The 13976-nt window shown below is 53.4% G+C and carries 17 protein-coding genes; 2 read left to right on the top strand and 15 right to left on the bottom strand.

The genetic code is table 11. The annotated features are described in order from the left end of the window. Window positions 1-10: 10 nt before the first annotated feature. Genes yfhb through murQ form a run of 3 tightly spaced genes read right to left on the bottom strand, consistent with a single transcriptional unit; the run spans window position 11 to window position 2917 of the window. Complete coding sequence (gene yfhb / locus OGV71_RS00720; RefSeq protein WP_003037603.1) at window positions 11-646, bottom strand: phosphatidylglycerophosphatase C; 636 nt, start codon at window positions 644-646, stop codon at window positions 11-13. Window positions 647-649: 3 nt separating this feature from the next. Beyond that, window positions 650-2014 (bottom strand): PTS transporter subunit EIIC, encoded by a 1365-nt coding sequence (locus OGV71_RS00715; protein ID WP_204583354.1) that lies wholly within the window; start codon window positions 2012-2014, stop codon window positions 650-652. Window positions 2015-2023: 9 nt separating this feature from the next. Beyond that, window positions 2024-2917: an N-acetylmuramic acid 6-phosphate etherase gene (gene murQ / locus OGV71_RS00710; protein WP_003037596.1), complete on the bottom strand. Its 894-nt coding sequence runs from the start codon at window positions 2915-2917 to the stop codon at window positions 2024-2026. A gap of 117 nt (window positions 2918-3034) precedes the next feature. On the opposite strand from murQ, the gene OGV71_RS00705 reads away from it, so the two are divergent. Further along, window positions 3035-3883 (top strand): MurR/RpiR family transcriptional regulator, encoded by an 849-nt coding sequence (locus OGV71_RS00705; protein WP_003037593.1) that lies wholly within the window; start codon window positions 3035-3037, stop codon window positions 3881-3883. Window positions 3884-3938: 55 nt separating this feature from the next. Then, window positions 3939-4199, top strand: coding sequence for a YfhL family 4Fe-4S dicluster ferredoxin (locus OGV71_RS00700; RefSeq protein ID WP_003037590.1), 261 nt, complete (start codon window positions 3939-3941; stop codon window positions 4197-4199). 29 nt (window positions 4200-4228) lie between these two features. Here OGV71_RS00700 and acpS read toward each other — a convergent pair whose 3' ends face one another. From acpS to rseD, 12 genes are all read right to left on the bottom strand, one after another. After that, window positions 4229-4609 carry a holo-ACP synthase gene (gene acpS / locus OGV71_RS00695; RefSeq protein WP_003037588.1) on the bottom strand — a complete coding sequence of 127 codons (381 nt, stop codon included), beginning with the start codon at window positions 4607-4609 and terminating at the stop codon, window positions 4229-4231. After that, entirely contained in the window at window positions 4609-5340 is a 732-nt protein-coding gene (gene pdxJ / locus OGV71_RS00690) for a pyridoxine 5'-phosphate synthase (RefSeq protein WP_016150781.1), read from the bottom strand. Before pdxJ ends, acpS begins: the two co-directional genes overlap by 1 nt. A gap of 11 nt (window positions 5341-5351) precedes the next feature. Next, window positions 5352-6080 carry a DNA repair protein RecO gene (recO, locus tag OGV71_RS00685; RefSeq protein ID WP_071697626.1) on the bottom strand — a complete coding sequence of 243 codons (729 nt, stop codon included), beginning with the start codon at window positions 6078-6080 and terminating at the stop codon, window positions 5352-5354. Between the two features lie 27 nt (window positions 6081-6107). Next, complete coding sequence (gene era / locus OGV71_RS00680; protein WP_198903294.1) at window positions 6108-7013, bottom strand: GTPase Era; 906 nt, start codon at window positions 7011-7013, stop codon at window positions 6108-6110. After that, window positions 7010-7690 (bottom strand): ribonuclease III, encoded by a 681-nt coding sequence (gene rnc / locus OGV71_RS00675; RefSeq protein ID WP_003037579.1) that lies wholly within the window; start codon window positions 7688-7690, stop codon window positions 7010-7012. The genes era and rnc overlap by 4 nt, the downstream gene beginning before the upstream one ends. Window positions 7691-7959: 269 nt before the next feature. Next, window positions 7960-8934 (bottom strand): signal peptidase I, encoded by a 975-nt coding sequence (gene lepB, locus OGV71_RS00670; protein ID WP_003037578.1) that lies wholly within the window; start codon window positions 8932-8934, stop codon window positions 7960-7962. A gap of 15 nt (window positions 8935-8949) precedes the next feature. Then, on the bottom strand, window positions 8950-10749 hold the full coding sequence (lepA, locus tag OGV71_RS00665; protein WP_003037577.1) for a translation elongation factor 4: 1800 nt from the start codon (window positions 10747-10749) through the stop codon (window positions 8950-8952). Window positions 10750-11019: 270 nt separating this feature from the next. Then, window positions 11020-11484, bottom strand: coding sequence for a SoxR-reducing system protein RseC (gene rseC, locus OGV71_RS00660; RefSeq protein ID WP_204583353.1), 465 nt, complete (start codon window positions 11482-11484; stop codon window positions 11020-11022). Next, window positions 11481-12437: a sigma-E factor regulatory protein RseB gene (rseB, locus tag OGV71_RS00655; protein WP_003037575.1), complete on the bottom strand. Its 957-nt coding sequence runs from the start codon at window positions 12435-12437 to the stop codon at window positions 11481-11483. Before rseB ends, rseC begins: the two co-directional genes overlap by 4 nt. After that, window positions 12437-13087: an anti-sigma-E factor RseA gene (rseA, locus tag OGV71_RS00650; protein WP_003037574.1), complete on the bottom strand. Its 651-nt coding sequence runs from the start codon at window positions 13085-13087 to the stop codon at window positions 12437-12439. Before rseA ends, rseB begins: the two co-directional genes overlap by 1 nt. Window positions 13088-13118: 31 nt before the next feature. Next, a complete protein-coding gene (gene rpoE / locus OGV71_RS00645) occupies window positions 13119-13694 on the bottom strand; it encodes an RNA polymerase sigma factor RpoE (protein WP_003037573.1) in 576 nt (191 codons plus the stop codon). Further along, window positions 13691-13813 carry a rpoE leader peptide RseD gene (gene rseD / locus OGV71_RS00640; RefSeq protein WP_223306697.1) on the bottom strand — a complete coding sequence of 41 codons (123 nt, stop codon included), beginning with the start codon at window positions 13811-13813 and terminating at the stop codon, window positions 13691-13693. Before rseD ends, rpoE begins: the two co-directional genes overlap by 4 nt. Between the last annotated feature and the right edge of the window lie 163 nt (window positions 13814-13976).

The following is a 13976-nucleotide window of genomic DNA, read 5'->3' as shown; positions in this document are numbered from 1 at the left end:
ATCGTTTACTCTATTCGAGTTGTTGCAGCTCTCCGCGCGGCGTGACGCGCCAGCGATGCTGGCAAAAAGAGAGTAACGGATTATCCTGCTTACTGTCGCTGTAGCCGCTGTAGAGAGACAACGGTGCGCCAATCTGCCGCTCCAGTTGCGTCACTTTCTCATGGCCCAGACAGCGCAGAGTCAGCACCCAGCCGCCGTATCCCCGCGCCATTTTGCTGGCGATCAGATTGACTCGCGGTAGCCACGGAGTATCAAAGTAAACCTGCTCGACCAACGACTGTGGAGAGCCGGTAATAAGCCAAATATCAGCGTCAGAGCTTAACAGGTAGGTTGTCAGCCGCTGCTGCACGAGCGGAAATGCTGTCACGTTACTGCGAAACCAACGCACAAAGTCGGCCTGATGCGCTTTCAGACGCGCCTCGCTGCGACCAAAAGTGCATCCCCATAACAGCAGGCTCATTGGCCAGCGGGCGGCGCGCCCTTGTATTAGCAATGCCAGCGCAATCACCGGTAGCAGAGGCAGCACCAGCAACGCGTTCAGCGGCTGGCGACGCAGCAGATAACGAATAAAACTACCGAACATATCCTGCTGGTGTAACGTGCCATCCAAATCAAAAAAGACAACGCGGCGCTGGTGATTGGTCAAACCTTATTCCTCTGGATCAGTGAATCCCAATAGCCAGGTAAACAGGAACCCGGCGATAACTGCTACCAGATAGCCTAACAGATAGAACATCACTTTTCCGGCAACAATCGTCAGTGCCAGCGGTAATCCGGAGATGCCAAATGTGATGACCGTCGCCACCTTCCAGTAGCTAATCAGCGCTCCACCTACCGCGCCACCAAGACATGCACCGATAAACGGCTTACCCAACGGCAGCGTTACGCCAAAAATCAGCGGCTCGCCTATACCCAGCAGTCCGACAGGCAGTGCACCTTTGATTACTTTTTTTAACCGCGCATTTCGGGTTTTCATCAGAACCGCGATTGCAGCACCTATTTGCCCAACGCCCGCCATCGCCAGGATCGGAAAGAGCGCGTTATAACCGTGTGCCTGAACCAGCTCAACGTGGATGGGCACCAATCCCTGATGAAGTCCAGTGAGCACCAACGGCAGGAAGGTTCCTGCCAGCACGGCACCGACCAGAAAACCGCCGCGATCGATAGCCCAGGATGCGCCGTGAGCAATAGACTCAGAAATCCAGCCGCCAAGCGGTTGCAGCGCCACAATCGCGATTACGCCGGTAATGATGGTAGTCAGCAGCGGATTAAGGATAAGCTCCAGTGATTCTGGCAACAGCTCGCGGAATTTGCGTTCGATCCAACACATCAACGCCACCACCAGCAGTACCGCGATCACCCCGCCGCGTCCCGGCTGCAACGCTTCGCCAAACAGCGTGATTTGTGCCAGTTGCGGACTGGAGAGAATACCGGCCATCACCCCGCCCATCGCCAGGGAGCCACCGAAAACTTTGGCGGTATTCACCCCGACCAGAATATTCATAATGGCAAACACGGCGCTGCCAAATATGCCCATCAACCCCAGCATATTCGGATAGTGGGTCGCAAAATCCCCCACGATGTCCGGGCGCTTAAGGATGTTAATAATGCCGGTAATCAAACCAGAGGCGATAAACGCCGGAATAAGAGGGATAAAGACGTTCGCCAGCTTGCGCAGCGCATCGCTCATCGGCGCTTTGTACTTTGCTTTGGCCTCTGACTTTGTGCGCTCGATATCATTGGCACCTACTCGCTCGCCGCCATCGGCAATCAGGGAACGCATGGCATCCACCACTTTGGCCGCTTTACCGGGGCCGACAATAATCTGGTGCTGCGCGCCCTGCTTCACGTAGCCGCTGACACCGGGCAGTTGCCTGAGACGAGGGATATCGAGCTGTCCATCATCCTGAACTTCAACCCTGACACGGGTCATACAGTTTTCCAGGCGCAGAATATTTTTCTCTCCGCCAACGCCCAATAGAATATCGCTGGCCAGCACCACCGTCTTATCCATATACACCTCTTAGTGTTCTAACGCCGCGCGTAAAAAACCCTGGTGAGCGGCAAGCTTTTCGCGGGCGGCAGCGGCGTCAAGACCGGTGAGCGCCATTAAAATAGCTGGCTTAACGTCAAAATCAGTCTGCTTTAGCAGCGCTTGCGCCTGTTCACGCGCAATTCCCGTGGCTTCAACCACCATACGGCACGCCCGATCGACCAGTTTGACGTTGGTTGCCTGCATGTCCACCATCAGGTTCTGATAAACCTTACCGAACTTCACCATCGCTCCGGTGGAGATCATATTGAGCACCAGCTTTTGCGCGGTGCCGGATTTCAGTCGTGTTGACCCGGTCAGCGCCTCTGGCCCCACTACAGGAGAAATGGCAATATCCGCTTCATGCGCGATAGGGGAATCCGGATTGCAAGAAATAGCCACTGTCGTACAGCCCACCGAACGCGCATATTTCAGCCCACCAATTACATACGGCGTGCGACCAGATGCTGCCAGCCCCACCACCAGATCCTGCGCGGTAAGATTGAGCGCACACAGATCGTCTTCACCTAACTGTGGGTTATCTTCCGCACCCTCAACCGCCTTCAGCAGCGCGCCCGGCCCCCCGGCAATCAATCCAACCACCAGACCGTGTGGGACGCCGAAGGTCGGTGGGCATTCAGACGCATCCAGTACCCCGAGACGCCCGCTGGTCCCCGCTCCCATGTAAATAATGCGACCACCTGCTTTTAGTGCGTTAGCTGCCGCATCAACCGCACACGCAACTTGAGGCAGAGTTGCTTTTACTGCTTCGGCTACCAGCGTATCCTGTTGATTAAAACGATGAACCAACTCCAGCGTGGAGAGCGCATCCAGGTCCATGGTCTGTGGATTGCGGGTTTCTGAAACTAATGCACCGAGATTCATTTTTTGTTCCTTAGGAATTTTTAATTCATAATAATCTGCCATAATGGAATATTATATTCATCCAGGCGAATGAAATTTTGTTTTGTAATCGCCATCACGTTTTCGCCAGGAGACAGCATGAACTGTTTAATTCGCATTCGTCAGCGTTACCCGGACCTCGCGCAAAGCGATAAAAAATTGGCGGATTATCTCCTTTCCCAGCCGGATACTGCGCGTCATCTCAGTTCGCAGCAGTTGGCCGCGGAGGCGGGCGTCAGCCAGTCCAGCGTGGTGAAGTTCGCGCAAAAGATGGGTTTTAAAGGATTTCCTGCACTCAAACTGGCGATCAGCGAAGCGCTGGCCAGCAATCCCAACCCCCATTCCATTCCGGTACATAATCAGATTCGCGGTGACGATCCTATGCGTCTGGTGGGGGAAAAGTTGATTCAGGAGAACGTGGCGGCGATGCATGCGACGCTGGACGTCAACAGCGAAGAGAAACTGATGGAGAGCGTCACAATGCTGCGTTCAGCCCGACGCATTATCGTGACCGGGATTGGCGCATCGGGTCTGGTGGCACAGAATTTTGCCTGGAAGTTGCTGAAGATTGGTTTTAACGCGGTGGTGGAACGCGATATGCACGCCCTGCTGGCGACGGTGCAAGCCCTTTCGCCCAACGATCTGCTGCTGGCCATTTCGTATACCGGAGAGCGCCGCGAGCTCAACCTGGCTGCAGATGAAACGTTGCGCACCGGCGCGAAAATCCTCGCCATCACTGGATTTACACCGAACGCCCTGCAGCAACGGGCAAGTCATTGTCTGTACACGATTGCCGAGGAGCAGGCCACCCGCAGCGCAGCGATTTCCTCCACTCATGCGCAAATGATGCTCACTGATTTACTGTTTATGGCGCTGGTGCAGCAGGATCTGGAGCATGCTCCGGAACGCATTCGTCACAGCGAAGCTCTGGTAAAAAAACTGGTCTGAGCAAAGAATGCGCGTATAATGCCCGCCCGGTTTGTGATGTTTTGAGAGTTTCCTGATGGCCCTGTTAATCACTAAAAAGTGTATCAATTGCGATATGTGCGAGCCCGAATGCCCGAATGAGGCGATTTCGATGGGTGATAGCATTTACGAGATTAACAGCGACAAGTGTACGGAATGCGTAGGCCATTACGACACGCCAACCTGCCAGAAGGTGTGCCCGATCCCCAATACTATTTTGAAAGATCCGGCACATGTCGAAACAGAAGAGCAGTTGTGGGATAAGTTTGTGCTGATGCACCACGCCGATAAACTTTAACCGCGTCGCCATCCGGCAACGTGCAGAATCTAACTCTCGATAATCACCGTGGCGCAGGCGTAGTGACGCTCATCGGCCAGCGTCACATGCATATGCGCGACACCCAGTTTTTCCGCCAGTTTTAACGCCTCTCCCCATAACCGCAGACGCGGCTTACCGAGTTCGTCGTTAAAGACTTCAAACTGATTAAACGCCAGCCCATTGCGAATACCCGTGCCAAAGGCTTTTGCTGCCGCCTCTTTGACTGCAAAACGCTTCGCCAGAAAACGCACCGGCTGCTGATGCGTTTCCCAGATTGCCCATTCGTTGTCGCTGAGCACACGTCTTGCCAGGCGGTCGCCGGAACGGGAAATTACCGCTTCGATGCGGGCAATCTCCACGATATCCGTACCTAATCCCAAAATCGCCATTAGCCACGCGCTTCCAGCATCAGGCGCTTCATTTCGACTACGGCATCTTTCAGACCGCTCATCACCGCGCGCCCGATAATGGCATGGCCAATGTTCAGCTCATGCATTTCCGGGATCCGTGCGATAGCTTTAACGTTGTGATACGTCAGACCGTGACCCGCATTCACCTTTAGGCCAAGGCTTGCAGCATAGGTCGCCGCTTTGGCGATACGCGCCAGTTCGCTGGCCTGCTCTGCGTCAGTTTTCGCATCGGCGTAACAGCCGGTGTGAATTTCAATAAACGGCGCGCCAACTTCCGCAGCGGCCTTAATCTGTTCTTCGTCGGCATCGATAAACAGCGAAACCAGAATGCCTGCGTCCGCCAGGCGTTTGCAGGCATCGCGCATCTTGTCACGCTGACCGGCGACGTCCAGACCACCTTCAGTGGTAACTTCCTGACGTTTTTCCGGCACCAGGCAGCAAAAATGCGGCTTAGTCTCAACGGCAATCGCCAGCATCTCTTCGGTGACTGCCATTTCCAGATTCATGCGCGTATCCAGCGTCTGGCGCAAAATACGCACGTCACGGTCGGTGATATGGCGACGGTCTTCACGCAGATGTACGGTAATACCGTCCGCGCCCGCCTGTTCAACGATAAACGCTGCCTGAACCGGGTCCGGATATGCGGTACCGCGTGCATTACGTAACGTGGCAATGTGGTCAATATTGACGCCTAACAGTAATTCAGCCATGACAATCCTCGTTAATCATTATTTGTTTTTACTGCGCGTTTTGGCATAAATTGCCGGAACAGTTCCCGGCTTTTTAACGGCTTACCACCAAGATACGGCTTTAACGCCATGCGGGTAAAGCGTTTAGCGGCGCGTAACGTATCGACATCAGGAAATTCACGCGACTCAAGTGCTTTGAGATGGCGTCCGGTAAAGGTGTTGTTATCAATAACGACGCTGGCAATAAACCCTTTTTCTTCCCGGTAACGATAGGTCATGGTGTCGTCTACCGGCTCGCCGCTGCCCGCACAGTGGGAAAAATCGATGCCGTACCCCAGATGTCCAAGTAAGGCCAGCTCAAAGCGACGCAATGCAGGTTCTGGCGAACCCGTAGCGCCAGCCAGCGCCTGAATACAGTTCAGGTAATCGAAAAAGAGTTCAGAAAAGCGGGTTTCGTACTCGAGTACGCGCGAGACAAGCTCGTTGATATACAAGCCGCTGTACAGCGTGATACCGCTAAGAGGGAGTGCCAGAGAAACGGCTTCAGCACTACGTAGGGTTTTGACCTCTCCACGCCCACCAAAGCGAAGCAACAACGGGGTAAAAGGCTGGAGCGCGCCTTTGAGATTAGAACGTTTGGAACGTGCGCCTTTAGCCACCAGGCGCACGCGACCCGACTCTTCCGTGAAGACGTCCAGCACGAGACTGGTTTCGCTCCAGGGGCGACTATGCAAGACAAAGGCTCGTTGCCATCCTTCCATATACTCGCCGTTTTTCAGAAGATGGGTTTACACGTCGTCGCCGTAACCGAGGCTACGCAGCGCGCGTTCGTCATCGGCCCAGCCGGATTTCACCTTCACCCACAGTTCGAGGTGAACCGGCGCTTCGAACATCTCCTGCATGTCTTTACGCGCTTCGATGCCGATGGTTTTGATCTTGGCCCCTTTGTTGCCAATAACCATCTTCTTCTGCCCTTCACGTTCAACGAGGATCAGACCGTTAATATCGTAACCACCGCGCTCATTGGAGATAAAACGCTCAATTTCCACGGTAACGGAGTACGGCAGTTCAGCCCCCAGAAAACGCATCAGCTTTTCACGGATGATTTCAGAGGCCATAAAGCGCTGAGAACGGTCGGTGATGTAATCTTCCGGGAAGTGATGAATAGCTTCCGGCAAATGCTTACGCACGATGCCCGCGATGGTATCGACATTCAAGCCGGTTTCGGCAGAAATCGGCACGATATCAAGGAAGTTCATCTGGCTTGCCAGGAACTGCAGGTGCGGCAGCAGATCGGCTTTTTCCTGAACGTTGTCTACTTTGTTCACAGCCAGAATAACCGGGGCTTTGCCATCACGCAGCTTGTTGAGCACCATTTCGTCGTCCGGCGTCCAGCGGGTGCCTTCCACAACGAAAATAACCAGTTCAACATCACCGATCGAGCTGCTCGCCGCTTTGTTCATCAGGCGGTTGATCGCTCGTTTTTCTTCCATATGCAGGCCCGGGGTATCAACATAAATCGCCTGATACGCGCCTTCAGTATGGATGCCAACAATACGGTGACGTGTTGTCTGAGCCTTACGTGAGGTAATAGAAATCTTCTGCCCAAGCAGATTATTCAACAGGGTGGATTTGCCGACGTTCGGGCGACCGACGATGGCAATAAATCCGCAGTAAGTTTTCTCTTCGCTCATTCCAGCTCCAGTTTTTTTAACGCCTGTTCGGCGGCAGCCTGCTCAGCCTTACGACGGCTCGAACCTGTGCCAACCACCGGTTCACTCAGGCCGCTGACCTGGCAGTGGATAGTAAATTCTTGATCGTGTGCTTCACCACGGACCTGTACCACCAAATAAGACGGCAGAGGCAGGTGGCGACCCTGCAAATATTCCTGCAGGCGCGTTTTCGGATCTTTTTGTTTGTCACCTGGGCTAATTTCATCCAGACGAGTTTGATACCAGTTCAGGATTAATTGCTCAACGGTTTGAATATCGCTGTCGAGGAAGACGCCACCGATCAAGGCTTCAACGGTATCGGCCAGGATCGATTCACGACGGAAGCCGCCGCTTTTCAGCTCACCAGGCCCCAAACGTAAACATTCACCGAGGTCAAACTCACGGGCTAATTCAGCCAGCGTATTGCCGCGAACCAGCGTTGCGCGCATGCGGCTCATGTCACCTTCGTCCACTCGTGGGAAACGGTGATACAGCGCATTAGCGATAACAAAGCTCAAAATAGAGTCGCCCAGAAATTCTAAACGCTCGTTATGTTTGCTGCTGGCGCTCCGGTGAGTTAATGCCTGCTGCAACAGCTCCTGATGATTAAAAGTGTAGCCCAGCTTCCGTTGAAGCCGATTAATTACGATGGGGTTCATGCGATACCAATAAATGAATGCGTCAACAATTCAGCACACGAAACAGACCTGATATACGCACTTTGCGGAGCCATCTGGCTTCGCCTGCATGCTTTTATATACAAACCAACGCTGTTTCGTGTGCCGTGGCAACCTGTCGGTGCCAACCTAAAACTTCGGGGGAATATTCTATACACAACGACAAGGGATGTCGTTAGTCTGCGGGAATTTATCCGAGAAATAATTCACGCTGCCGCCGTAATGACGACAACGTGAACGATTATCGGTGATTAGTGAATGCCACCAATACGGCTTAAACGCACACCGGTCGGCCATTCACCTTCTTGCTTATCGAAACTCATCCAGATAGCGGTCGCTTTACCCACCAGATTCGCTTCCGGCACAAATCCCCAGTAACGGCTGTCCGCGCTGTTGTCACGGTTATCACCCATCATGAAGTAGTGCCCTGGCGGGACGATCCAGGTTGCCAGTTGCTGACCAGGCTGGCGGTAATACATTCCCACCTGATCCTGCGCGATTGGCACGGTCAGAATGCGGTGCGTGACCTCACCCAGCGTTTCTTTACGCTCAGAGAGACGAATACCGTTCTCTTTCGTTTCGTTCAGCGGAACTTCAAAGAAGCCACTGGTCGCTTCCCCGCCGTTACGGCGCGCAAAGGTCTGCACGAAATCACTTGGCTGAACATCCGAATACGTTACCGGCAGCGCGTTTTCACACGCCTGACCGGAACGGCATCCTGGCTGAATAGTCACCTCTTTCGCCACTGGATCGTACGTTACTTTGTCTCCCGGTAAACCGACAGCACGTTTAATGTAGTCCAGGCGCGGATCTTCCGGGTATTTAAACACCACGATATCACCGCGTTTCGGATGACCGGTTTCGATCAGCGTTTTCTGGTAAATCGGATCTTTAATCCCGTAGGCGAATTTCTCCACCAGGATAAAGTCACCGATAAGCAGCGTCGGCATCATCGAACCTGACGGGATCTGGAACGGCTCATAAATAAATGAACGTACCACCAGCACAATCGCCAGTACCGGGAAAACGGATGCCCCGGTTTCCAGCCAGCCCGGCTTAGGGGATACTTTTTTCAGCGTTGCTTTATCCAGTGAATCACCTGCAGCAGCTTGCGCTGCTGCCTGACGCTCCCGGCGTTTTGGTGCGAAGATGAATTTATCTACGCACCATAAAATGCCCGTCACCAGTGTGGCAATCACCAGAATCAGGGCAAACATGTTCGCCATGCCAACTCCTTAAGATTATTTGCTGTCTTTACCGACATGCAGAATGGCGAGGAACGCTTCCTGCGGCAGTTCGACGTTACCGATCTGCTTCATGCGCTTTTTACCCTCTTTCTGTTTTTGCAGCAGCTTTTTCTTACGGCTGATATCACCGCCGTAGCATTTCGCCAGAACGTTTTTACGCAGCTGCTTCACGGTTGAACGCGCGATGATGTGCGTACCAATGGCCGCCTGGATCGCGATATCAAACTGCTGGCGAGGGATTAGATCTTTCATCTTCTCAACCAGTTCGCGGCCACGGCTCTGGGAGTTGTCGCGGTGAGTAATCAGCGCCAGCGCATCGACACGTTCGTTGTTGATAAGGACATCAACGCGCACCATGTCAGACGCCTGGAAGCGTTTGAAGTTATAGTCCAGCGACGCATAGCCGCGAGAGGTCGACTTCAGACGGTCGAAGAAATCGAGTACTACTTCCGCCATCGGGATTTCATAGGTCAGCGCCACCTGGTTACCGTGGTAAACCATGTTGGTCTGGACGCCACGCTTCTCGATACACAGGGTGATGACGTTGCCAAGGTAAGCCTGCGGCAGCAGCATGTGACACTCAGCGATCGGCTCACGCAGTTCGTAGATGTTGTTCAGCGGCGGCAGCTTGGACGGGCTATCGACGTAGATAGTCTCTTTCGCCGTGGTTTCGACTTCGTAGACTACGGTCGGCGCGGTAGTGATCAGATCCAGATCGTATTCACGCTCCAGACGTTCCTGGATGATCTCCATGTGCAGCAGACCAAGGAAGCCACAACGGAAGCCGAAGCCCAGCGCGGTAGAGCTTTCCGGTTCGTAGAACAGGGAGGCGTCGTTCAGGCTCAGCTTGCCAAGCGCGTCACGGAAGTTTTCATAGTCGTCAGAGCTCACCGGGAACAGACCGGCGTAAACCTGTGGCTTCACTTTTTTAAAGCCTGGCAGCGGTTTGTCTGCCGGGTTACGCGCCTGCGTCAGGGTATCGCCAACCGGCGCGCCGAGTATGTCTTTAATCGCACAAACCAACCAACCTACCTCGCCGCATTTCAGCTCGGTACGGTCAACCTGTTTTGGCGTGAAGATCCCCAGGCGGTCGGCGTTATAGACCTGACCGGTGCTCATTACTTTAATTTTGTCGCCTTTACGCATGGTGCCGTTTTTAATACGCACCAGCGACACCACGCCAAGGTAGTTGTCGAACCAGGAGTCGATGATCAGCGCCTGTAATGGGCCTTCCGGATCACCTTCGGGCGGCGGAATGTCGCGTACCAGACGTTCAAGAACGTCAGTGACGCCAACGCCGGTTTTCGCCGAGCAGCGAACGGCATCTGTCGCATCGATACCGACGATATCTTCGATCTCTTCCGCTACGCGTTCAGGATCGGCGGCCGGTAGGTCGATTTTGTTCAGAACCGGCACCACTTCCAGATCCATTTCCATGGCGGTATAGCAGTTAGCCAGGGTCTGTGCTTCTACGCCCTGCCCGGCATCAACCACCAGCAGTGCACCTTCACAGGCGGCAAGCGAACGGGAAACTTCATACGAGAAGTCAACGTGGCCCGGGGTGTCGATAAAGTTAAGCTGATAGGTTTCACCATCAGATGCTTTGAAATCGAGCGTCACGCTCTGCGCTTTGATAGTAATACCGCGCTCACGCTCAAGATCCATCGAGTCGAGAACCTGCGCTTCCATTTCACGGTCAGACAGGCCACCGCAGATCTGGATAATACGGTCAGACAGCGTCGATTTACCGTGGTCGATGTGAGCTATGATTGAAAAGTTACGTATGTTCTTCATATAGTGTAATTATTGTGCCTTACGCCCGCCTGAGCAGGCTCTGAGAAGTCGCTGTTCTGAGCTTAACGTCTGTTTAAGTGAAACGCCGCATTCTACACTACAACGCTGAGGCGAGGAAATGTTCATAGAGCAAGGATAGCGGGAACTGGAAACAACTTTGCAAAGTCGATGAAACTTTTGTCGGATGGCGACATAAACGCCTTATCCGGCCTACGCCTGCATCTGAGGACGCTGTAGGCCTGATAAGCGCAGTGCCATCAGGCAAAGATATCACTGCTGGGTTTCGACGCGAATAAGATCGGGTGGGAGAGCAACGTTCATAATGACCGGCTGCCAGGCTTCGCGTTCAGCAAGCTTACGAGAGTATCCACGAGCAATCAGGAATCCGCCCACGCCCCCCAGCACTGCTCCGCTTAATGCCGCAAGATCGGAACCAAACAGCACCTGGAATAGCGCCGCGAAAAGAAACAGTCCCGCCAACGGAGACATGTAGACCAGCATCGCCGAACCGAGCAGGCTACCTTCGGCAATGCCCAGTTCAACTTTTTGACCAGGGGTCAAGGGTTCGTCGCAGGGCACCACGATGGTGTGTGTGGTCTGAGGTCCCAGTTTGTTCAGCACGCGGCTCCCGCATCCGGCCCGGGAAGCACAGCTGCTACATGATGCTTTAACATCACAGCTGACCGTCGCCAGACCATTTTGCCAGGAGACGACCGTCGCCCACTCTTTAATCATTGTGCTGCCCTGAACTTAATATTGTCCGCGATACGCTTCGCCGTTTGCGGCGGAAGCTCACCGACAATAGTGATTTCGGCATTATCTCGCACGCTGGTGCTAACCGTGCGGCGTCCAGTGCGCAGCAGCTGATCGGCGCTGTTTTGCGTCGCGCGGTTTACGTTCACGGAGAAACTGAACAGACCATCGGAATAAAGCCGTGATTCGATCGGCATGTTATCCATCGTCGGCAGCGGACGTCGACTGCTGGACACCTCGCTGAAGCCTTGCGGCAACCACGACGGACTCCAGTTGAAGTTGGTTTTCTCACCCGCAGGAACTGACAGCAACGGCGGCAGATTGGCTTTCGCCAGCGTCTGCATGCTGTCGCTGACACCGTTGTTAACAGTAAACGCGATGACGCGGAACTGTTCCAGCGTTTCGCCATCACGGTCAAGAAGATCAACACGCATTGGCAGCTTGGTCTCCGTGTCCATCCAAACGATATAGCTGTAACGGGTGCCGTCACGCGCCACAACGCGGATCACTTCACAGAGCCTGTCGGCAATACGGGTGCGGCCTACTGAGATAAAATCATAGTAGGGAGCAAGACGTTTGAAGTCGGTGTAAATCAGGGAGGGCAGTGAGTCAACGATATAGTCGCCGTTCAGCGTGAACGGTTCGAGACCTGGCTCAAAATAGCTGATTTCGTTGCCACGTTGCACCACTTCCCGGCGCGGACCATCCATTTGCAACAGTTGCGCGAGCGGACGGTTATCCTGGCGGGCATGGCGATAACGTAGGGATTCAACACCCTGCTTATTGATGCTGACAAATGACAGCTCATAGGTGAGCGACTGGCTGGCCAGATTCATCTGCTGCAACAACGCCCCGGACGCAGGATTGGCCGAGGCGTTGACAGAGAAGAACAGGCTACCAGCCACAAGTGACATGGCAAACCAAAGTTGCTTCATTACTGCGATTGCGTTCCTAAAGTTTGAATTCCTGGCACCTGCACAGCGGCTTGCTGTGTCTGGGCCTGCTCAAACTGAAGCTGTTCAGAGTGCAGTCGACGTTGCAGTTCGTAATCCTGCAACATGGCATTAATACGACGACGCTGCTCCTGTACCTGCTGTTGTTGACCGCCGCTGGCCGTCGCATCAGAAGGTACACCCAGGCTTACCGGACTGGCTTTACCCATCATCGGTAATGTATTAAATACCGGCGTTTCGGGCTGCTGGGACGTTTCAGATTGCCCATTATAGTGCTGGACGCCAACAATAACTGCAAGTGATACACACGCGGCCACACCCATTTGAGTAAGCTGCGCGGCCCACGGACGCATTTTCTTCCAGAACGGCATTTTCTGCCACTGGTGCGGTGCTGGCTGGGCCTCAGGAATCAATGGCGCCGTCTGACGTACCGGCTCATCCTGGATGGCGGCCATTACGCGGGCGGAAATATCGAAATGGAGAACGTCGGCAGTATCACCTCGCATGGAATCGCGAATCAGGTGATAACTCTCCCAGGTTTTTTGCATTTCCGGGTCGTGAGCCAGCTCTTTGAGCAACTCAGTATCCAGCGTTTCGCCATCCATTAAAGCGGAAAGTTTTTCTTTCTGCATGCCTAATACCTTTTCCAGTATCCCGCTATCGTCAACGCCTGATAAGCGGTTGAACTTTATTATCAATAGCTTCCCTCGCTCGGAAGATACGTGAACGCACCGTACCCACCGGACAATCCATGATAGCGGCTATCTCTTCATAGCTCAGGCCATCCAGCTCCCGCAAGGTTATTGCCATGCGTAAATCTTCCGGGAGGGACTCAATAGTTCGGAAAACTATCTGTCTCAGTTCTTCTGACAACATTAAGTTCTCAGGGTTCGAAATTTCTTTCAGCGCACCGCCACTTTCGTAATTTTCTGCTTCAATCGCATCTATATCACTGGAAGGTGGACGACGCCCCTGAGCGACCAGGTAATTCTTCGCTGTATTGACCGCAATACGATACAGCCAGGTATAAAAAGCACTATCCCCCCGGAACGAGTCCAGCGCACGATAGGCTTTGATAAATGCTTCTTGTACTACATCGGGTACATCACCCGACGGTACATAGCGAGAAACCAGACTCGCCACCTTATGCTGATAGCGCACTACCAGTAGGTTAAAGGCTTTCTGATCTCCCTTCTGGACCCGTTCTACCAGGACCTGGTCCGTTAACTGCTCGCTCATCCGAGGTAAAGTCTCCCCAAACCAAATTTCCACGCGCCTTCGAAACGCCACTCCATCAGCTTCACTATGAGCAAGCAAATGCTTAGAGTGCTCAAGTTTCGTAAAGTTCCGTTACGCATTGTTTTTTGTTTGTCATGTTGTAGACAGGTCTTATCTCTCATTATAAGTCTACATAACCCGATCAACGCACTATCTGTACAGAAATGCCCATTTCACCGCTTGCAGAGTAACCCAACGGGCACTTTATTTCATCACATAATCTGATGCTAACGGCCTGCTTCA

The organism is Citrobacter sp. Cf088, assembly GCF_030334295.1.
Taxonomy (GTDB): Bacteria; Pseudomonadota; Gammaproteobacteria; order Enterobacterales; family Enterobacteriaceae; genus Citrobacter; species Citrobacter freundii.
This window is presented reverse-complemented; position numbering and strand designations above follow the sequence as displayed.

Coding starts and splice junctions, on each gene's coding strand:
- OGV71_RS00700 (WP_003037590.1), top strand. CDS start 3,939: ATGGCCCTGTTAATCACTAAAAAGTGTATCAATTGCGATATGTGCGAG.
- pdxJ (WP_016150781.1), bottom strand. CDS start 5,340: ATGGCTGAATTACTGTTAGGCGTCAATATTGACCACATTGCCACGTTA.
- recO (WP_071697626.1), bottom strand. CDS start 6,080: ATGGAAGGATGGCAACGAGCCTTTGTCTTGCATAGTCGCCCCTGGAGC.
- rseB (WP_003037575.1), bottom strand. CDS start 12,437: ATGAAGCAACTTTGGTTTGCCATGTCACTTGTGGCTGGTAGCCTGTTC.
- rnc (WP_003037579.1), bottom strand. CDS start 7,690: ATGAACCCCATCGTAATTAATCGGCTTCAACGGAAGCTGGGCTACACT.
- acpS (WP_003037588.1), bottom strand. CDS start 4,609: ATGGCGATTTTGGGATTAGGTACGGATATCGTGGAGATTGCCCGCATC.
- OGV71_RS00705 (WP_003037593.1), top strand. CDS start 3,035: ATGAACTGTTTAATTCGCATTCGTCAGCGTTACCCGGACCTCGCGCAA.
- rseD (WP_223306697.1), bottom strand. CDS start 13,813: ATGCGTAACGGAACTTTACGAAACTTGAGCACTCTAAGCATTTGCTTG.
- OGV71_RS00715 (WP_204583354.1), bottom strand. CDS start 2,014: ATGGATAAGACGGTGGTGCTGGCCAGCGATATTCTATTGGGCGTTGGC.
- rseC (WP_204583353.1), bottom strand. CDS start 11,484: ATGATTAAAGAGTGGGCGACGGTCGTCTCCTGGCAAAATGGTCTGGCG.
- era (WP_198903294.1), bottom strand. CDS start 7,013: ATGAGCGAAGAGAAAACTTACTGCGGATTTATTGCCATCGTCGGTCGC.
- rpoE (WP_003037573.1), bottom strand. CDS start 13,694: ATGAGCGAGCAGTTAACGGACCAGGTCCTGGTAGAACGGGTCCAGAAG.
- lepB (WP_003037578.1), bottom strand. CDS start 8,934: ATGGCGAACATGTTTGCCCTGATTCTGGTGATTGCCACACTGGTGACG.
- lepA (WP_003037577.1), bottom strand. CDS start 10,749: ATGAAGAACATACGTAACTTTTCAATCATAGCTCACATCGACCACGGT.
- murQ (WP_003037596.1), bottom strand. CDS start 2,917: ATGAATCTCGGTGCATTAGTTTCAGAAACCCGCAATCCACAGACCATG.
- rseA (WP_003037574.1), bottom strand. CDS start 13,087: ATGCAGAAAGAAAAACTTTCCGCTTTAATGGATGGCGAAACGCTGGAT.